This window comes from Lactiplantibacillus daowaiensis (assembly GCF_005405085.1).
Taxonomy (GTDB): domain Bacteria; phylum Bacillota; class Bacilli; order Lactobacillales; family Lactobacillaceae; genus Lactiplantibacillus; species Lactiplantibacillus daowaiensis.
The window spans coordinates 45,212-64,133 of the sequence record NZ_BJDJ01000020.1; the positions used below are offsets into that span (position 1 = coordinate 45,212).

At 44.6% G+C, this 18,922-nt stretch carries 17 protein-coding genes; 14 read left to right on the forward strand and 3 right to left on the reverse strand.

Going from position 1 to position 18,922, the window contains the following annotated elements; translation table 11 throughout:
• Positions 1-4 precede the first annotated feature (4 nt).
• The 13 genes from FFM75_RS11620 (at position 5) to FFM75_RS11680 (ending at position 15,052) form a co-directional block, all read left to right on the forward strand.
• Positions 5-349 (forward strand): DUF1831 domain-containing protein, encoded by a 345-nt coding sequence (locus tag FFM75_RS11620; protein ID WP_137629327.1) that lies wholly within the window; start codon positions 5-7, stop codon positions 347-349.
• Positions 350-466: 117 nt separating this feature from the next.
• Positions 467-1,591: a tRNA 2-thiouridine(34) synthase MnmA gene (mnmA, locus tag FFM75_RS11625; protein WP_137629328.1), complete on the forward strand. Its 1,125-nt coding sequence runs from the start codon at positions 467-469 to the stop codon at positions 1,589-1,591.
• Between the two features lie 214 nt (positions 1,592-1,805).
• Entirely contained in the window at positions 1,806-3,158 is a 1,353-nt protein-coding gene (locus tag FFM75_RS11630) for a TrkH family potassium uptake protein (protein WP_137629329.1), read from the forward strand.
• A gap of 12 nt (positions 3,159-3,170) precedes the next feature.
• Complete coding sequence (locus FFM75_RS11635) at positions 3,171-3,833, forward strand: potassium channel family protein (protein ID WP_137629330.1); 663 nt, start codon at positions 3,171-3,173, stop codon at positions 3,831-3,833.
• A gap of 233 nt (positions 3,834-4,066) precedes the next feature.
• Complete coding sequence (locus tag FFM75_RS11640) at positions 4,067-4,813, forward strand: WxL domain-containing protein (protein WP_137629331.1); 747 nt, start codon at positions 4,067-4,069, stop codon at positions 4,811-4,813.
• A gap of 50 nt (positions 4,814-4,863) precedes the next feature.
• Positions 4,864-5,895, forward strand: coding sequence for a WxLIP family cell surface protein (locus FFM75_RS11645; RefSeq protein WP_137629332.1), 1,032 nt, complete (start codon positions 4,864-4,866; stop codon positions 5,893-5,895).
• An 18-nt stretch (positions 5,896-5,913) separates the two neighbouring features.
• Positions 5,914-7,377: a WxL domain-containing protein gene (locus FFM75_RS11650; protein ID WP_137629333.1), complete on the forward strand. Its 1,464-nt coding sequence runs from the start codon at positions 5,914-5,916 to the stop codon at positions 7,375-7,377.
• Between the two features lie 199 nt (positions 7,378-7,576).
• Positions 7,577-8,242 carry a histidine phosphatase family protein gene (locus tag FFM75_RS11655; RefSeq protein ID WP_137629334.1) on the forward strand — a complete coding sequence of 222 codons (666 nt, stop codon included), beginning with the start codon at positions 7,577-7,579 and terminating at the stop codon, positions 8,240-8,242.
• Between the two features lie 11 nt (positions 8,243-8,253).
• Positions 8,254-8,943, forward strand: a complete 690-nt coding sequence (locus tag FFM75_RS11660) for a tetratricopeptide repeat protein (protein WP_137629335.1) — start codon at positions 8,254-8,256, stop codon at positions 8,941-8,943.
• 19 nt (positions 8,944-8,962) lie between these two features.
• Positions 8,963-11,512 carry an SF1B family DNA helicase RecD2 gene (recD2, locus tag FFM75_RS11665; protein WP_137629336.1) on the forward strand — a complete coding sequence of 850 codons (2,550 nt, stop codon included), beginning with the start codon at positions 8,963-8,965 and terminating at the stop codon, positions 11,510-11,512.
• A gap of 154 nt (positions 11,513-11,666) precedes the next feature.
• The gene (locus FFM75_RS11670; protein WP_137629337.1) at positions 11,667-12,632 is read left to right on the forward strand and encodes a ribose-phosphate diphosphokinase; all 966 of its coding nucleotides are present in this window, start codon (positions 11,667-11,669) and stop codon (positions 12,630-12,632) included.
• A gap of 395 nt (positions 12,633-13,027) precedes the next feature.
• The gene (locus FFM75_RS11675) at positions 13,028-14,668 is read left to right on the forward strand and encodes a LysM peptidoglycan-binding domain-containing protein (protein WP_137629338.1); all 1,641 of its coding nucleotides are present in this window, start codon (positions 13,028-13,030) and stop codon (positions 14,666-14,668) included.
• A gap of 180 nt (positions 14,669-14,848) precedes the next feature.
• Positions 14,849-15,052, forward strand: coding sequence for a hypothetical protein (locus FFM75_RS11680; protein WP_137629339.1), 204 nt, complete (start codon positions 14,849-14,851; stop codon positions 15,050-15,052).
• A 77-nt stretch (positions 15,053-15,129) separates the two neighbouring features.
• Here the strand turns inward: FFM75_RS11680 and FFM75_RS11685 are convergent, their stop codons facing one another.
• The 3 genes from FFM75_RS11685 to FFM75_RS11695 all read right to left on the reverse strand — a co-directional run bounded on the left by FFM75_RS11685 (position 15,130) and on the right by FFM75_RS11695 (position 18,063).
• Complete coding sequence (locus FFM75_RS11685) at positions 15,130-16,089, reverse strand: diacylglycerol/lipid kinase family protein (protein WP_137629340.1); 960 nt, start codon at positions 16,087-16,089, stop codon at positions 15,130-15,132.
• An 82-nt stretch (positions 16,090-16,171) separates the two neighbouring features.
• Positions 16,172-17,848: a ribonuclease J1 gene (rnjA, locus tag FFM75_RS11690; protein WP_137629341.1), complete on the reverse strand. Its 1,677-nt coding sequence runs from the start codon at positions 17,846-17,848 to the stop codon at positions 16,172-16,174.
• Positions 17,845-18,063, reverse strand: coding sequence for a DNA-directed RNA polymerase subunit epsilon (locus FFM75_RS11695; protein WP_137629342.1), 219 nt, complete (start codon positions 18,061-18,063; stop codon positions 17,845-17,847). The genes rnjA and FFM75_RS11695 overlap by 4 nt, the downstream gene beginning before the upstream one ends.
• Before the next feature lie 276 nt (positions 18,064-18,339).
• Here FFM75_RS11695 and FFM75_RS11700 point away from each other — a divergent pair, with 276 nt between their 5' ends.
• Positions 18,340-18,828, forward strand: a complete 489-nt coding sequence (locus tag FFM75_RS11700) for a hypothetical protein (protein ID WP_137629343.1) — start codon at positions 18,340-18,342, stop codon at positions 18,826-18,828.
• Positions 18,829-18,922: the final 94 nt, after the last annotated feature.

An 18,922-nucleotide genomic window follows, 5' to 3' on the forward strand; every position in this document is an offset into this window, starting at 1 on the left:
CAGCATGGCTTATACGACCACGGTTAAACTAACCGGCGACACCAAGACTTATCAATTGAGTGCCGGCGTTAAAAAATATACGTTAATGGATTTAGGATTTACAAAGGGTAAATCGGGGGCGTTTGCGTACGAACGGGCGTTGGACCCAACTTCGCCTTATAACGCGGCCTTTAAGTTTAAGATGGCGGTTAATGCTGATTTAACAGGTTTTAAGATGGCTACCGTTACAGGTAATGGGATGCAACGCGTCGATATCTTCAAAAATGATGCACATCTTGATGCCGTTGAACAGCTGAATTACATCTTAAAAGACATGCTTGACCGTGATGTTATCGTCGCAGTCGACTAGTGATGAAACGCCTGGCTTGCAGCCGGCGTTTTCTTTGTTATAATGGTACTTACTGGAATTGTACGACCTTCAAATCGTGGATTCTCCAGAATCTTTTGGAAATGATGGTGAACAAGTATGACTGATCACAGTAACACGCGTGTCGTTGTCGGCATGAGTGGTGGCGTCGACTCATCCGTGGTGGCTTTGTTGCTCAAGCAGCAAGGCTACGACGTGGTGGGTGTCTTTATGAAGAATTGGGACGATACCGATGAAAATGGTGTTTGTACCGCAACCGAGGATTATAAGGATGTCGCCAAAGTCGCTGATAAAATTGGGATTCCGTACTACTCAATCAACTTTGAGAAGGAATATTGGGATCGGGTCTTTACGTATTTCTTAGATGAATACAAAAAGGGCCGGACACCTAATCCCGATGTGATCTGTAATAAAGAAATCAAGTTCAAGGCATTCTTAGATTATGCCATGGACTTGGGCGCGGATTACATTGCCACTGGGCATTATGCGCGCTTAGAGCATGACGAAGATGGCACTATGCATTTATTGCGTGGTGTTGACAGCAATAAGGACCAAACTTACTTCTTGAGCCAGTTAGATTCTAAGACGCTCCAAAAGGTGATGTTCCCATTGGGTAACATGATCAAGCCGGACGTCCGGAAGTTAGCATTGAATGCTGGTTTAGCAACGGCTGAGAAGAAGGATTCGGTTGGGATTTGCTTTATCGGCGAAAAGAACTTCCATGAGTTCTTGGGCCACTACTTACCAGCAACACCTGGTAAGATGATGACTTTTGACGGTGACGTTAAGGGCGAGCACGCTGGTTTGATGTATTACACCATTGGTCAGCGTCGCGGCTTAGGTATCGGTGGTGACGGTGAGGATAACCAGCCATGGTTCGTGGTTGGTAAGGACTTGAAGCAAAATATCTTGTATGTTGGTAAGGGGTATCATAACCCACACCTTTATGCGACTTATTTGGAGGCTTCTGACTTACACTTTGTCACTAATGAGGACTTAGGTAATGACTTCCATGTGACGGCGAAGTTCCGTTACCGCCAAAAGGACTCCGGTGTGACCGTTCATTTTAATGATGATCGTACACAAGTACGGGTCACCTTTGATGATCCTGTGCGGGCCATTACACCAGGTCAAGCAGTCGTTTTCTATCGTGGTGAGGAATGCTTAGGTTCCGGCATGATCGATGCGGCTTATAATGACGAGCGGGTATTGCAATACATCTAATGCGCTTAATTAAGCTGACTAACTGCGTGAAGCGGTTGGTCAGCTTTTTTTATAGGCGAAAACCTGCGGTGCGTAGAAATCGGTCTTGCTTTTCAGCAGGGAGTTGCTTAAGCTAAAGGAAGGTGAATTAGCGGTGTCTGATGACGACGGATGTGGTGTTATACCGTCACTAACAGACGATGACGCAAACAATGAATTAAGGACTGAATAAATCATGGCGCGGTTGCGACAATTAAAATTTTTAGATACGCTATCCAAGAAAATGGTAGCGGGATTTGTAGTGTTGATTGTGATTGGCTCAATACTGTTAAGTTTACCAATGGCAACGGCTCCTGGCCAACGAACAGCATTTATCGATGTGCTGTTCACAGCGGCTTCGGCGACGTGTATCACTGGTCTGACGGTGGTCAATACAGCGAGTCATTGGTCGACATTTGGCCAGTTAGTTATTTTAGGTTTATCGGAAGTTGGCGCATTAGGCTACATGACGTTTGCGGTGTTGTTATTTAATATCATGCGCCGCAACATTGGACTATCAACGCAATTAATGGTCAAGGAATCATTGAACCTTGAAAACCTCAGTGATACAAAAAGTGTAATGCGTTATGTGGTGGGCCTATCATTAATGTTTCAAGTTGGCGGTTTGCTGCTATTGTCATTTGATTTTGTCCCGCGCTTTGGTTGGCGACACGGGCTGTATGTGTCGTTATATCATGCGGTCATGTCATTTTGTAATGCTGGCTTTGATGTTTTTGGCAATAGTTTGATGGGATTTCGGGATGATTCGTATGTGTTGATCGTCACGATGGTGTTGATTATTGCGGGTGGTTTAGGCTTTTTAGTCTGGCGTGATTTGTTGTTATTCCACGAACGCCACCGCTTGAGCTTGAACTCCAAATTAACCTTAGTAACGACGATTAGCTTGTTTGTGATTGGGTTTATCTTATTCTTAGTGACGGAACGCGATTTACAAAGTTTACCAACTGGCACCTCGTGGTTTAATCGCACTGTGAATACCTTATTCTTAAGCGTGACGCCACGTACGGCTGGGCTGATTACGATCCCAACCCAGAGTCTACAAGCCGGGAGTTTGTTTTTAATGATGATTTTAATGTTTGTCGGTGGGACACCAGGATCAACGGCTGGGGGGATCAAAACGACAACGTTTGGAATTTTGATGTTTCAAAGTATTGCGCAATTACGCGGTAAGCAAGATGTGGAATTTAGCCATCGCCGTTTTAGCCAAGCCAATATTAGCCGCGCCTTGTTGCTGATTTTCTTAGCCAGTATTGTCATTACGGTGGCAACGTTGATTTTGACGCAAACGGAACATATCCCTAAAGAATTCGGATTGGAATACATCGTCTTTGAAGTGTTATCTGCGTTTGGGACGGTTGGGTTGAGTCTAGGGTTGACGCCACACTTAACCGTTATTGGTAAGTTGATTATTATGTTATTAATGTTTATTGGGCGGGTCGGTATCTTTACGTCGCTATATTCCTTATCAAAGCGTCAAGCAAAGGTTAATTTGATTCGCTACCCAGAAGAAAATATTCTAATTGGTTAAAAGGAGGACAGCATGAAAAAAAGTTTTGCGGTATTTGGCTTAGGCCGATTTGGGGAAAGTGTGGTACGAACGCTAGTTGCTGCCCATCAAGATGTGTTAGCAGTCGATATTAAAGAAGGCCCCGTCAATGAACTCATGGAAGTTGCCACGCAAACTTTAATTGCCGACACGCGTGATGAAGACGTGTTGCGGGAGTTAAATATCGACACATTTGACTATGTGATTATCGGGATTGGCAATAACATGGAAGCCAGTATTTTGACGACGATGTTAAGTAAAGAGCAAGGGGCTAAAAAAGTCATTGCAAAGGCTGAAACGAGTGATCAAGGGCGTGTCCTTGAACGGGTCGGTGCTGACCAGGTCGTCTTTCCAGAGCGTGATATGGGACACAGCATTGTCCGCAAATTATTGTCGAATCATATTTTAAGTTTTATTGATTTAAGTGAGGAATACACGTTGGCAGCGATTGAAATCACTGATCCAACGTTTGTTGATCAAAACTTAATTGATTTGAACTTACGCCAGCGCTTTGGGTTGACTGTGATTGCCATCAAGCATGCTGGCAAAATCAATGTTTCACCACAACCAACGGATATGATGGCGTTACACGATGTTTTAACGGTTGTCGGCCCCATTGAGGGTGTCGAAGCATTAGATGAAGCGCTAAAAAAATAGGACCTTAACAAGAGCGTTGCTGCAGAGTAACGCTTTTTTGTTGCCCAAGATTGTTGGTATGCAAAGCTTCCTAATAAAAATTTTGAATGGTTAGTTTTTGTACAACCATGGTAAGCTGTGGCTGGTGTCAGAGAGAGGGATGGTGGTCAAACGACTACAAAACAGCAAATATTAATCAAAAAAGGATGGTTATGGATAACATCTAGTAGCGCATAAGAATGGAGGAGAACGACATGCGTGCAACTAAATTAATGAGCGGTCTTAGCAGTGGCGTTGCCTTAGCAGTTTTGGCGTTAACACCATTATTTGCCAGTGCGGCAACGACCACGACAACAGGCCCGGGGACGTCTTCAAGTAATTTAACGACGGTTTCAGATGGTTATGCGGCGACAAGCACGGGGAATGCAGAAGCACAGACAAATGCTGAATTTACGGTTTCCCCAGGGTCATTGACGCTTAATCAGGTGCCTAATATCGCTTTAGGTAGTGTTAGTGTAAAAAGTATCGCGACTGGTAGTCCAAACTTACCACTAGTGGCAGGTAATACCACGGGTGGTGCTGGCTATGATGGCAATGGTAATAGTGATGTTAATGTGACCGATTATCGTGGTGACCATGCTGGTTGGACGTTGACAGTTGGGATGGGACCCTTTACATCGGGTACCGCAACTGTTTCAAGTGCTTCATTGGCGCTTGATGTTTCAAAAGGGGCAACGGATAATACGTCGACAAGTGCCCCAATGACATTGAATCTAACACAAGGGACGACAACGAGTGGGTGGATCAGCAGTCCGCAAACGGTTTGGAATGCTGATGCCAATACCGGTGAAGGTAGCAATACCGCGACGGCTGAGCCTACTAGTTCGTTGACCCTTGGTAAGCAACCGACGATTACGGCCGGGACTTATGATGCAACGCTTTATTGGGCCTTACAAAATGCCCCAGCGGCCGCACCGGCAAGTTCAACCACGACGCCTTAGTTTTTTTGAGTTGATTAAGTTGATGATTTGAGGATCAAGGGGGGCTGACAATGCATATTAAACGTTGGTTAGCGTTTAGTTTAATTGGATTATTATTTGGTTTATTGATTGGTCGTCCACCACTATTACAGGCAGCGACTAAGCCAACTAATTTCGTTGCCACGCCATTCCTACCGAAAAATCAATTGAGCAAAAAAGCGGGTTACTTTGATTTAAAAGTGACTCCTGGACAAACACAAGTCTTAAAATTAGCCGTGACTAATCCCGGGGATACGGCGCGAACTTTAGAAGTGATCCCAGTTAATGCGACGACTTCTGATGCAGGTAGTGTGGTCTATATTCCATCGACACGGCGTGATCCTTCAGCACAGACAACCTTTACGGCATTAACGTCGGGGGCGATGACAATCAAATTGGCACCGCATCAAGGCAAGACTGTCACGTTTAGAACTAAAATTCCAGCGGGCGGCTTTCGCGGTCAAGTGTTAGGTGGGTTATTCGTGACCGATCCCAAAGCCACAGTGCCAAAGCCAAAAAGCAAGAAACAAAACTTTCGGTTACAAAATCGCTATGCCGAAGTGACCGCGGTTTCATTAACTTGTCAGCCAAAAAAGGCAATTCCAATTACCTTGAAATTAGCAGCGGTTAAAGTGGGCTTGCAGAATAATACACCAATGGTATTCGCAAAAATTCGGAATCTGGCGCCAGTTTTATTTGGACAGTTACAAATTCAAGCCCAAGTTCGGCAAAAATCAACGGGTCGTGTGATCACCACGCAACACCTTAAGCAAGGATCGATGGCACCTAATAGTTGGTTTAATTATGGGGTCAAGCTAGGGTCAAAAGACTTAGCGGCTGGCACTTACAGTCTTGATTTACACTTAACGAGTGGTACTCGGCATTGGCATTTTAAACAGAACTTTGTTTTATCAGCTAAGCGCACACGAGAGCACAATACCACCGTCAAAGCGGTTAAGCAGCCTGTGAACTGGTGGTTATGGTTGATTTTAGCCTTGACCTTGTTGAGCCTATTGCTGGTTGGAACATACTGGCTAGGCAAACAACGGTCAAAGAAATCATAACCATGGAGGTGAGTGGGCATGCAACGACGACGGTGGTTGAATGTACTGCTGATCAGCTGGTTGTGGGGGCTGTTTGGATTGACATTACTTGGTCAAGCAGCCAGTGCTACAACGGCGCCACAGCCTGCTAGTGCTGCACCGAGTTCAGTACTCGGACTGAACTTATCAGGTGGCTTCACCCAGCAACCAATTGACTCCAATCAAATTGCTGGTCAATCAGTGACTTTAGTGGCGACCGGGACCCGCAGTGCTTTAGAAGCGGTGACCAATCCACTTGGGAGCCGGAAGTATGTCTGGTGGGAATCAACGGATGGTGGGCAAACCTATCAACAAGTCGGGACGAATAGTTCGAGCTATCAGTTTACGGCACCAACGGTTACGAGTGCTACGACCCTCATGTTTCAAGTGCAGTATAAGTTTAGTGGCCTTGGTAGCTTTAGTGATTATTGGTCACGGGTGGCCCAAGTAACAGTAGAACCAAGTCGGGTGGCAGCGACTGGCCTTAAGGTTAGTGCGGACGCCACTAGTTTAAATAATGGTGAGAGTACGATGGTCCACGCGAGCTTAACGCCGGCTAATGCAACCGATACAGTAACTTGGAAAAGTAGTGACGATGCCTTAGCGACCGTTGATGATTATGGTAATGTTACTGCGACCGCCGCCGCAACTAGTACGAGTGGTACGGCGGATGACCATGGTGTTGTAACGATTACCGGGACGGTTAACGGCTATAGCGACCATGTGGATATCACCATTGGGGCGTTGCAAAATGTCACGGTTGTCGAAGGAACTGCCGCCACGTTTACGTTGGCGAACTTACCAAGTGGAATGACAGTCAGCAACTGGTATCGCGTCAAGAACGGTCAGAGTACTGCTTTAAATAGTACGGCAACTAGTTATACCATTGCTAAGCCAACTAATGCCGATGATGATGGGACCGCCTATTATGCTGCGTTGAACTATACCGTTAATGGCAAAGTACAAACGGTGACAACCGATGCTGCGTTATTGACAGTTACGAAAGGTGGCAATTTAACGTTGACCGCGGTGCCTAATCTTGACTTTGGAACCGTGGGCTTCGCGCAACTTGCCCATGGGACACAGTTGACTATTGATACTAGTAGCCAGGCAACTGGGACTGCTGCCGACGGTAATGCTGATGGTAAATTAGCCGTTAGCGACCAGCGTACGGTTGGCAATGCCTGGACATTATCGGCAAGTCTAGCGCCATTTGGGACTAGTGATAATGGTGGTAGCAGTTTAAGTACCCCACAATTGGCGTTGATTGACACGAGTGCCGGCTTGAATCAGGAAATTTCAGCAAATAATAGTTCGACGACGATCGCCACACAAAGTGGTTATCATAGTCAGACATACGATGTAACGGCTAGTCAATTAACCTTGGCTGCTAGCCCATTAGCTAGTGCTGGGGACTATCATAGTATCATCACCTGGACTTTAGGGGTGGTACCAAGTAATTAGGGCCGTAATCATCAGGCACCTTAGTGTAGTTTAACTAGACTAAGGTGTTTTTTTATCGTCACAAGTTAGATTTAGTCACTTAGTTAACATAATTTTATTTTTGCTAAGTTAAGACCACTTTTTGAAAACTAGTGCGAAAACTGGCATAATAGATAGTACTATTATGGGTCGATACCGGCCAAGATGAGGAAGTAATCTTTTGACAAAATTGTTATTTGTACGCCATGGCAAAACGGAATGGAACTTGGAAGGCCGTTATCAAGGCTCACAGGGTGATTCACCATTATTGCCAGCTAGTTATGATGAAATTCATCAATTAGCAGCGGCCTTACAAGACATTCATTTTAAGCATATTTATGCTAGCCCATTAAAGCGGGCCCGCGATACGGCAATGACATTGAAACAGGATCTGACCCAACCAGAGTTACCGATAACGATTTTAAGTCGCTTACGTGAATTTAATTTGGGTAAGATGGAAGGCATGAAGTTTACAGCAGTCGAAGCGCAATATCCGGCTGAATTTGATGCCTTTCGCAATCATCCTGACCAATATGACCCAACTGCGATCAATGGTGAAAGCTTCCAACAACTAGTCAAACGGATGACGCCAGCGATTAAACAAATTGTTGCTGCTAATCCACGTCGCGATGATAATGTCTTGATTGTGAGCCATGGGGCCGCATTGAATGCATTAGTAAACACGTTGTTAGGGGCTTCGTTGGCCACACTGCGTGACCGTGGCGGCCTATCTAATACAAGTACGACTATTTTAGAAACTAAGGATCGTGGCAAGTCATTTAAACTCTTATTGTGGAACGATACCTCGTATCTTTCACGACACCCTGATCCAACTGATACGATTTAGGAGGTAATTCTGTGACCGAAAAAGCAACGAATCAACGGCCAACGAAGGCCGAACAACAAGCGCTAGTTCATCAACTGGTCACTAAAATTGATCAGCAACCGACGAACTATCATGCTTACTATGATTTAGCAGTATTGTTAACCGCTGGGCAAGATTTTGAGCAAGCTGAAGAATTATTAATGAAAGCTTTGGGCCAATTTGAAGCTAACCCTGCCGCTAAAGATTTACTGGCTTATGGCTTAGGCAATGTTTATTACCAAGCTGAAGCATATGATAAGGCGCTGCCTTATTATCAACAAATTACCGATGCTAAGTTACAAACCGATGCCTACTTGATGATTGCCCAAGCACTGATGGCTAAAAAAGATTATCAGCATGCATTGGTCTGGGCAATTACAGCCCAAGAAAAGCGGCCACAAACAGCCGACACTAATTTGTTGGTCGCAGATATTTTACTTGCATTAGGCAATAACCAGCAAGCATACGATTTTTATCAAAAGGCCATTCAGATAGATCCAACGTTAGGTAAGGCTTATTTTAATGCTGGCTTGACCGCAATGGTGTTAGGTAAACCATATGCGGATTTGTTTGCGCAAGCACAGAAGTTCGATGCGGCCTATTTTAAGACCCATCAACAACAATTAAGTGATATTGAAAAGATGTTGGCGGCACAAACTGATGACCAGTCATCGCCGTCGTAAAATCTAAGGAGGTGCGCACGTGGCGGAACCTAATCCAAGTTTATTGCCGGATGATTTTAATGGTCAAACGGTGACCCATTACATTGTCGGTAAAGTGGCGGCCGTCTTTTTTAGTAGCGCCGATAGTTTTTACAAAGTTTTATTAGTCAAAGTTACCGAACAAAACATTGACTGGACCGAAGATGAGATGGTTGTTACCGGGAGTTTTGCGGATATTCAAGAAGAAGCGACCTATCGATTTACCGGTAAGACAGTGCGCCATCCTAAGTACGGGACCCAATTTCAGGCCGATAATTATCAAAATGAAACCCCAACTTCGCGGAGTGGCCTAATTGCTTACTTAGCGGGCGACGATTTTCCAGGGCTAGGTAAACGTACAGCCGAACGAATCGTGGATACGCTCGGGAGTCAAGCCATTGACAAGATCCTAGCTGATCCGCAAGTGCTGCAACCAATCGGGTTACGCGCTAGTGTCAAGCAAACGTTGTTAGACACGTTGCGTGTTAATAATGGTTTGGAACAAACCATTATTGGGTTAAATGCGTATGGTTTTGGGAGTCGGTTAGCGGCTGCGATTTATGCCAAGTATCAAGGTGATACGTTGACGGTTATTGAAGAGAATCCGTACAAACTGGTTGAAGATATCAAGGGCGTCGGGTTTAAAAAAGCCGATCAGATTGCAGCCCAACTAAATATTGATCCCCAAGCAGATAGTCGTTTGCGGGCTGGGTTGTTAACTGAAATCAATGAACTTTGTGCGCAAAATGGTGATACGTACACGACTGCTAAGCCACTATTGAATACAACATTGCAACTGTTGGAAAATTCACGCAATGTCGCCGTTGACCCCCAGAAGTTAGCGGATCAATTGGTGGCATTAGCCAAAGATAATTTGATTGTCGGCGATGAGAACCGGATTTATTTACGCGCCCTTTATGAGGCTGAATGGGGGATTGCTGAGCACTTAAAGCGGCTGCATGATGCGGATAGCGATGATTTAGCTGAAAAAAAGGTTGATCGGGCGATTGAACATGTAGCGAAGGCCAGTAATCTAACTTATGATGCGTCACAGACCCAAGCATTGAAATCTGCGATCACGTCACATTTATTCTTGCTGACTGGTGGACCTGGGACTGGGAAAACCACGATCATTCGCGGATTGGTGGCATTATTTGCAGAACTACATGATGTGTCATTAGATATTAATCAATATCAAGATAAAACCTTTCCTATCTTATTGGCCGCACCGACTGGTCGGGCAGCGAAACGGATGTCCGAAACGACCGGGTTACCTGCCAGTACGATTCATCGCTTACTAGGATTAACCGGGCGTGAAGATGGTCCTGAAATGCCCACTAAGGATTTAGATGGCGGTATTTTGATTATTGATGAAATGTCGATGGTCGATACAAGCTTATTTCAATTATTGCTGCAAGCGGTGCCTAGCCATATGCAAGTGATTTTAGTTGGTGATAAAGACCAGCTACCATCAGTAGGTGCTGGTCAAGTCTTTCATGATTTATTGGCAAGTCCATGGTTACCGCAAATTGAGCTCAATACGATTTATCGTCAAGATGATGACTCAAGTATTATCCCGTTAGCCCATGCGATTAAAGATGGCCGCTTACCAGCTGATTTTACGGTTAATCAAAAGGACCGCTCATTTATTGCTTGTAATGCGTATCAGGTCAATCATTTAATTGAACAAATCGTCGCGAAAGCCCAAAAACGGGGCTTTACGTCCGATGACGTGCAAATTTTAGCGCCGATGTATCGTGGTGCTGCTGGGATTGATCAATTGAATATCACGGTACAAAATATTTTTAATCCGGTTAAGTCAGCACGTCAAAAGCAATTGACTTATAATGGTCAAACCTTCCGGGTCGGTGATAAAGTCTTACATTTAGTCAACTCACCAGAAGACAATGTGTTTAACGGTGACATCGGGAAAATTGTTGGTATCGATTTAGCAAAGGACCCGCATAATAAGAGCAAAAAAGATCAGATTACGATTGCCTTTGATCAAAATGAAGTGACTTATCAACGGAGTGATTGGAACCGATTGACGCTCGCTTATAGTATGTCGATTCATAAGTCGCAAGGGAGCCAATTTAAAATGGTTATCTTGCCGATGGTGCCACAGTTTTCACGAATGCTACAGCGTAACTTGTTGTATACTGCTGTGACCCGGGCCGAACAAATGTTGATCTTATTAGGTGATGTGCAGTCGTTTGAACGTAGTGTGACCAATGAATCGGTCAATCGACTCACGACCTTGACCCAACGGTTACAACAAGTCTTTGGCGAGGCGCAAACCACACCAGCGTCGACTGAAACTGAAACGCACACTCAGCCAGTGACTAGCAGCGGCGCAGTACCAACATCAGTTGCTAGTGCTGACGCATCACCGGTAGTACCAACTAATGCGCAACCGGCTGCACCAGTATCAACTGCAAAAGCGCCGGTTGATTATCGGCTAACCCCAACGTTAGTTCAAACGGGGGGGATTGATCCGATGATCGGCATGCAAGGGATAAAACCCGCTGATTTCATGCCACAATTATCATAGTTAGAACTAGATGTATAATGCAAAAATCAGTTGATATCAGCTTTTATTAATTGCTAAATGTTAATCAGAAAATTATGTGGCTTTAACTGCTTTTTACGTAGGGTTACTGCTATAATTAAGATATATGTCATGAAAATAACTTTTGGAGGTCGTTATGTCAGCAGACAAATCATATGCCAAGCTAAAATTATTTGCGCTCAATTCTAATATGCCATTGGCGCAAAAGATTTCAGACCGGGTGGGAATTCCACTAGGGAAGAGTTCAGTCAAGCGTTTTAGTGATGGTGAAATTCAAATCAATATCGAAGAGAGTATTCGTGGTGCCGAAGTCTTCGTTGTCCAATCAATTTCGGACCCAGTTAATGATACGATTCTTGAATTATTGATCATGATTGATGCATTACGGCGAGCTAGCGCTAGTGAAATCAATGTGGTGATTCCATATTATGGTTATTCACGCCAGGACCGTAAAGCACGTTCACGCGAACCAATTACAGCAAAATTAATTGCAACGTTGCTTGAAAAAGATCGTGCTAACCGAATTTTGACGATTGATTTACATGCGGCTCAAATTCAAGGCTTCTTCGATATCCCAGTTGATCATTTGCAAGCAGCGCCGTTACTTGCCAGTTACTTTAAGGATCGTGGGATTACCGATAACTTGGTTGTGGTCTCACCAGACCATGCCGGGGTTTCGCGGGCTCGGAAAATGGCTGAGTTGTTAGGGGCACCGATTGCCATTATCGATAATCGGCATCCTGATGACGATAATATCGTTCCAGATAGTATTATTGGGGATGTTAAGGGTCGAATCGCGATCGTTATCGATGACATGATTGATACTGGGACGCGTTTTGATGTTTCGGCCGCGGCTTTAAAAGCAGCTGGTGCTGCTAAGATTTATGGTTGCGCTACTCATGCGATTTTCTCACAAGATGCACCGGAAAAATTACAAAAATCGGCCTTGGAAAAGGTTATCGTGACGGATACGATTCAGATTCCAGTGGCTAAACAATTTGAAAAATTAGAACAACTTTCGGTCGGGCCATTGCTAGGTGATGCGATTAAGCTGGTTCATGAACAACAACCAGTTGATAGTTTGTTTACACCTGAAATTTAAGTTTGCTAAAATTCGACGCGCTCACGCTGTTATGTGGGGGCGTTTTTTTGTTGGGAGAACCTTAAATTAACTTAAGGTTTTGGTATCCCACCTAAACCGGTTCCAGATAACGGTTTCAGCCATTGCGGGCTAAACCAAAGTATCTAGGTGTTAGTTAATGAGAAACGGAGATAGAAGCCGGTATAGCAACGTTTGTTGACTAAACGATCCCAAGGTGATCTGGACCCACTAAACAAACCGTTTTATAAAAAAATAAGTTAATCTAGTTTGCATATTTTTAAAGTGTGCTACAATAAAGTTATAATTTGTAAAAGGTGTTAAGCTTTTCTTAAGAATTATGTTAGTTTATAAGTCATTCAGGCAATAATTTCGGATATGCCAAAGGAGTGGAGTTAATGTCACAAGCACATACAACGGGCAAGGTCCTAGCCGGTACGGTTGGTGCCGTTGGTTTGCTGTTTGCTACAGCTCAAGCTGCCAATGCTGCCACGGTCACCGTTAAACAAAACGATACCGTTTGGGGTCTCGCCCAGCAACACGGTGTTTCTGTCAAGAGTATCGAAACCTTAAATAAGGTCAAGGCTCTTGATGCCAACACAGATTTAATTTTTGTCGGTCAGAAGTTACAAATCAATACGAATTCATCGACGTCAGATCAGGGTACATATACTGTTAAAGCTGGCGATACGCTTTGGGATTTAGCGGATGAATATGGGACTTCGGTTCACACGTTACAAACGCTCAATAACTTGAGTGGTGACGTGATCGTGGTTGGTCAACAATTAACGTTACCAAGTAATGCTAAGACCACGACCAAAGCGGCTAGCACGACTAAAGCGACGACTAGTGCGAAAGCGACGAGTACGAGTCAAAAAGTTGTGGCCGCTGATGCTGCCGATAATACGGTTACTGCAGCGTCATCAACTAAAGCTAGTGCAACGACTGACAACAGTAGTAGCGCCAGCAGCACTAAGGTAACGAACTCAACTGCGAGCGTCAGTGAAACGCCAAGTCAAGCAACTAACACTAGTTCTGTTAGTGCTGCTTCGACGAGTTCTGTGACGAGTGCCGCAAGTAGTACCAGCAGTACAACCACGTCAGCTAAACAAAGTCGCATCGTCATGGGTGTTCAAAAGGCAACGGCTACGAGTGCCAGCGCTAGTCAAGCATCCAGTACAGCGGCAGCGAGCTCAACAACGAGTGCCGCTAGCAATACGTCATCTGCTGAAACTAGCACGGCCAGTGCTGCTTCAACGAGTGACACGACGAGTGCTAGCAGCAGTAGTACCAGCCAAGCTGCCAGTCAATCAACGACAGCTGCTAAGACGACTAAGATGGCAAACGTGGCTAGTTCAACGAGTGCCGCAGCTCAGTCAACGAGTACGAGTCAAGCTAGTTCAAGTTCAACTAGCACGGCTAGTGCTGCCAGCAATACCAACACAGCTGCAACTAGCACTAGTGTAGCGAGTGCTGCTAAGAAGACGACTAAAAAGGCTACTGTTAAGAAGACTGCGACGACGGCAACCAGTGCTGCTAGCACGCAATCAAGTGCCAGTCAAAGTACAAGTAGCAGTGCGAGCCAAGCAGCTGCTTCAACAACGACACAAAGTAGCAGCAGTACAGCAACAACGCAAAGCAGTAGTAGCTCGAAGACGACTAGCAATGCTAACTTGGCAACTGGCTCAGTCACTGGGTTAGCCTTAAAGTTAGCTAGTGCTAATATCCCTTATGTTTATGGTGGTAGCAGTTTATCTGGGATGGATTGTTCTGGATTAGTTGCTTACGTCTTCCAGCACGCTGCTGGCATTACTTTACCACATAGCACAGTTGCGCAAGAAGCTTATGTGTCTGTGCACTCAGTTAAGAACGCCAAGCCTGGTGATATCTTATTCTGGGGTTCACGCGGTGCGACGTATCATGATGCAATCTATTTAGGCAATAACCAATATGTTGCTGCACCTGAAAGTGGTCAAAATGTGCAAGTACAAACGATTAGTTCGTACTTCATGCCTAGTTTTGCTGGGACCGTTAACTAAATAATGTATTCGATTTAAGACAGCTCAGTGTGACGGTCAGCCGCGCGCTGGCTGTCTTTTTGAGTTTAAGGCGTTCAGTAAACTGAAAATTTAGCGTTCACAAACTGCCATGAACGTGTTATATTAGTCTTACATTTTGGCCGACGGGGCCAAGAATTATTGTTTTAAGGGAGTGTTAGAGTGAGTAACAGATTTGAGATCCTGGAAGAATATCAGGAAGCTAATTCCGAGTTAGATCGTTTAAAGGGGATGGCGGCTCGGCAACAGGATCGCTCACACGTGGTGACGATTTACCCGCATTTACGTGAACGGGTATCTCACTTATCTGAGAAATGTGAACAGCTTGACATGCTTCTGGAAGCAATTAACGCTTCGGAAGATTAGGGTTTAAAAGCCGTTAACAAAAGGGCTAAACGCAGCAACGGGTGCTGGCGTTTAGCCCTTTTTATGATGTTTTAAGGTTAATGTGGGCCTTGAACACTAGTATCAATCCAAAATGGATAAGTCATCGTCGTAAAGTAGAGGTCGTAATTTCGGTTACCAATAATCTGACCGTCCATTTGACCGACTTCAACAGAATTGACTAATAAGTGCAAGTCTTTAGCACGATAATGATGGACAAAACGTGAGTTTAAATGGCGACCACCAAGTAAGAGCAACAGGAATAGCCAAAGGACTGTCCACCAGTGCGGTTCTTCTAAGACGATCAATTCGAGCTGGTCATCATAAATATCCGCATCTGGTAAGATTTTAACCCCGCCACCAAAGTAGGGGTGGTTGGAGACTGTACATAAAAAGGCATGTCGGTAGCTGTCACGCTGACGCCCAACATGGACGGCCAATGGAAAGCCTTCTTGTTGACTGAAGGCTTTGAGCGCGTTGCTGAGATAAGACCAACGCCCTAGTCGTCCTTTTTGTTTGCTCCGATTAGTGTCATCTACAATCTGAGCATCAAAACCTAACCCAACGTTGTTAACGAAGTAGCGCCGTTCTTGTCGTAAGGTTTCATGGTAACAACCGATATTTAGTGGTCGTGGCCGCATATTATTTAAAATTTGCGCTAAGGCAACGGTCGGATCAGTCGCCATGCCAAGTCCGCGGGCGAAGTCGTTACCAGAGCCACCTGGAATATAGGCGAGGGGCATGGGCGTCGCTAGATGAGCTTGAATTAACCCATTCAAAGCTTCATTTAAGGTGCCGTCACCACCAATGACTAATAGAATCGTGGTGATCTCTGGGCGCGATGACGCTCGTTTAGCGAACTGAGTTGCCAAATAAGTCGTATGCCCGGCATATTCTGAAATACGGGCTTCAAAGTGAATCTGGCGTTGTTCTAGTAATGGCCGGACGATTGCCCAGACTTCTTTACCATGTCCAGAACCGGCTAATTCGTTAACAATAATGTTGTATTCCGCAATCAAATTTACACCTCACAAAGTTACAGTCAGTTAGTCCTGACCCTGACACCACAAAAAGCCGGAACAGCAACGTTCCGGCTAGTGGTTAATTCATAATCAGCATCGGTAAAATCATTGGATGCCGTTCGGTCTTATCAAATAAGAAACTTTGTAAGTCATCAATAATCGCATTGCGAATCGTGGCTTCACTAGCTTTGTCACTCTTCATTTTCCGACGAATCGTCCGGAAAACGTGTTTACGAGCTTCATTGATTAAGTCACCGGATTCCCGCATGTAAACAAACCCACGGGATAAGATGTCGGGACCTGCTTGGATTTCTTTCTTTTTCAAGTTAATCGTTGCAACAACGACGACTAAACCTTCCTCAGAAAGGACTTGCCGGTCGCGTAACACCACGTTACCGATGTCGCCGATACCAGAACCATCAACGTAAACATCGCCGGCACCAAAGTGACCTGCGACCCGCGCTGAATCTTTGGTCAATGCCAAGACATCACCATTTTCCAAGATGAAACTATGGTCTAATGGGACCCCGCATTGTTCCGCCAGTTCGGTATGAATCTTCAACATCCGATATTCACCATGGATCGGCATAAAGAATTTTGGCTTCATTAAGCGTAACATCAGCTTTTGTTCTTCTTGACCACCATGACCAGAGGTATGAATGTTGTTGACCTTACCATGGATGACATGGGCGCCAGCTTCTTCAAGTTCGTTAATCACGTGGTTAACGCTTAAGGTGTTACCAGGAATTGGCGAACTCGAGAAGATGACCGTGTCACCAGGTTGAATCGAAATTTGGCGGTGCGTCCCGTTGGCAATCCGTGAAAGGGCCGCCATTGGTTCACCTTGCGAGCCAGTACATAAAATCATGACTTTGTTAGCTGGTAGGGACTTGATATCGTTAGCATCAACGATTGCTTCATCAGGAATATTGAGGTAGCCTAATTCCCGACCGTTAACAATCGCGGCTTCCATACTGCGACCAAAGACCGCAATCTTACGATGGTGTTCCAACGCAACTTGTGCCGCTTCTTGAATCCGTGAGATGTTGGAAGCAAAGGTCGCAAAAATAATGCGGCCCTCGACTTGTTCAAAAATCTTACGAATAGATTGGGCGACCCAGCGTTCGGACTTCGTAAAGATTGGTCGTTCAGCGTTGGTACTATCAGAAAGTAATGCTAAAACGCCACGTTCACCCAAATGTGCCATCTTTTGGAGATTCGGTGGCTGGTTGGTGATTGGTGTCAGATCGAACTTATAATCCCCGGTTTCCACAATCGTACCAGGTGGTGTTTGGACAGCAATCCCCATGGTATCTGGAATCGAGTGGGTCGTTCTAAAGAATGAGACCCGCGTTTTGCGGAATTTTAAGACGGTGTCCTCATTAATTTCGTGTAATTCGGTCGTTTTAAGTAATCCGTGTTCTTCCAGTTTGCCCTTAATCAATGCTAAGGCGAGTGGCCCAGCATAGATTGGCACGTTGATCTGTTTGAGTAGGAATGGAATCCCACCAATGTGGTCTTCGTGACCGTGGGTAATCACTAGTGCTTTTATTTTTTGCTGGTTTGCAACTAGATAAGAATAGTCTGGAATCACGTAATCAATCCCTAATAATTCGTCTTCAGGGAACTTGATACCGGCATCAATCAGAATAATCTCATCTTGAAATTGGACACCATAAGTGTTTTTCCCAATTTCACCCAAACCGCCGATTGCAAAGACGGCGGTTTCGTTATTTTTAACGTTTAACCGTTTCATTTATTAAACTCCGTTAGTTGAAACTCTGGATTTTCTTTTTCGTAATCCAAGAAGTTACCTTCTAACGGTTCGATAAACTCAATATTGTATTCGGTATTATCTTCCACTAAGACCCGTGCATCAACTTCTGTATCAGCTTCTAGATACAAAGATTGTGTCGTTTCACGTTGTGGGTTCCGTTGTTTGGTTTCTTGGTAATAAACTTTGTAAATCATTAACAAAACTCCCTATAAAAAAATATTTATTTAGAACCTGAAATTCTAAATAGTAGCAAAAATAAAAGTTTGATCCGTACACCAGGTTGTGTAAACACAACAATTATCTTTCATTTTAGCATAATTATGGAGAGGTGTATACAATGTTAACTTTCTTCAAAATTGAAGGGGCGGCGTCGCAAAAAAATAAAAAAACATGCTATGCTAATTGATGAAGATTACATGACAAAATCATGATATTGTGAATAATCTTACAAAAATTGTGGGGGCTCCGCGATGAGTAAATGGATAACGATCTTAATCGGCGTGCTCTTAGCCGTGTTAGTATATGAAATTTTACGGCGTCAAGTTTTGAAACGATCGGCATTAAAAATTCGTCAACAAGGGCAACGAACAACCGACGCAGCAATGCTAACTGTCTTAACGGCTTTAAAAAGTGCTGGGACAGCACAACAAGTTAGTGGCACGTTGCATTCAGTCCCGGTTGCTGATGTGTGGGGACGCGGTGTGATGGCATTTGAATATGTCCTTGAAACGCCGGGGATGGTCCCAGCTGATTTACATGAAGTCCGCAAATTACTGAATAATCATTTACAAGCTTACGCGCAAGATGAGGGGGTCACCGCTTTTCGCGATGATGGTCCGGCTTTACGCGTCACCGATACGTGGTTGCGAGATGGTCAGTTACATGTTGATGTGGCGTATTTAATGAACGAAGCTACACTTGAATATCTTGAAGATTTGCGGCGGTTAAATCATGACTAACAAAAAAGCCGGTCGATTGAAGTGAACCCCCGAGATTGGACAACAATCTCGGGGGTTTTACTATGACTAAATTTAATTTAGAGTTACGGATTTC

What these genes read in the sequence shown, in the direction of transcription:
- FFM75_RS11650 (WP_137629333.1), top strand. Translation starts at nt 5,914, where the DNA reads ATGCAACGACGACGGTGGTTGAATGTACTGCTGATCAGCTGGTTGTGG.
- FFM75_RS11630 (WP_137629329.1), top strand. Translation starts at nt 1,806, where the DNA reads ATGGCGCGGTTGCGACAATTAAAATTTTTAGATACGCTATCCAAGAAA.
- FFM75_RS11645 (WP_137629332.1), top strand. Translation starts at nt 4,864, where the DNA reads ATGCATATTAAACGTTGGTTAGCGTTTAGTTTAATTGGATTATTATTT.
- FFM75_RS11675 (WP_137629338.1), top strand. Translation starts at nt 13,028, where the DNA reads ATGTCACAAGCACATACAACGGGCAAGGTCCTAGCCGGTACGGTTGGT.
- FFM75_RS11635 (WP_137629330.1), top strand. Translation starts at nt 3,171, where the DNA reads ATGAAAAAAAGTTTTGCGGTATTTGGCTTAGGCCGATTTGGGGAAAGT.
- FFM75_RS11640 (WP_137629331.1), top strand. Translation starts at nt 4,067, where the DNA reads ATGCGTGCAACTAAATTAATGAGCGGTCTTAGCAGTGGCGTTGCCTTA.
- mnmA (WP_137629328.1), top strand. Translation starts at nt 467, where the DNA reads ATGACTGATCACAGTAACACGCGTGTCGTTGTCGGCATGAGTGGTGGC.
- FFM75_RS11695 (WP_137629342.1), bottom strand. Translation starts at nt 18,063, where the DNA reads ATGATTTACAAAGTTTATTACCAAGAAACCAAACAACGGAACCCACAA.
- rnjA (WP_137629341.1), bottom strand. Translation starts at nt 17,848, where the DNA reads ATGAAACGGTTAAACGTTAAAAATAACGAAACCGCCGTCTTTGCAATC.
- FFM75_RS11620 (WP_137629327.1), top strand. Translation starts at nt 5, where the DNA reads ATGGCTTATACGACCACGGTTAAACTAACCGGCGACACCAAGACTTAT.
- FFM75_RS11670 (WP_137629337.1), top strand. Translation starts at nt 11,667, where the DNA reads ATGTCAGCAGACAAATCATATGCCAAGCTAAAATTATTTGCGCTCAAT.
- FFM75_RS11700 (WP_137629343.1), top strand. Translation starts at nt 18,340, where the DNA reads ATGAGTAAATGGATAACGATCTTAATCGGCGTGCTCTTAGCCGTGTTA.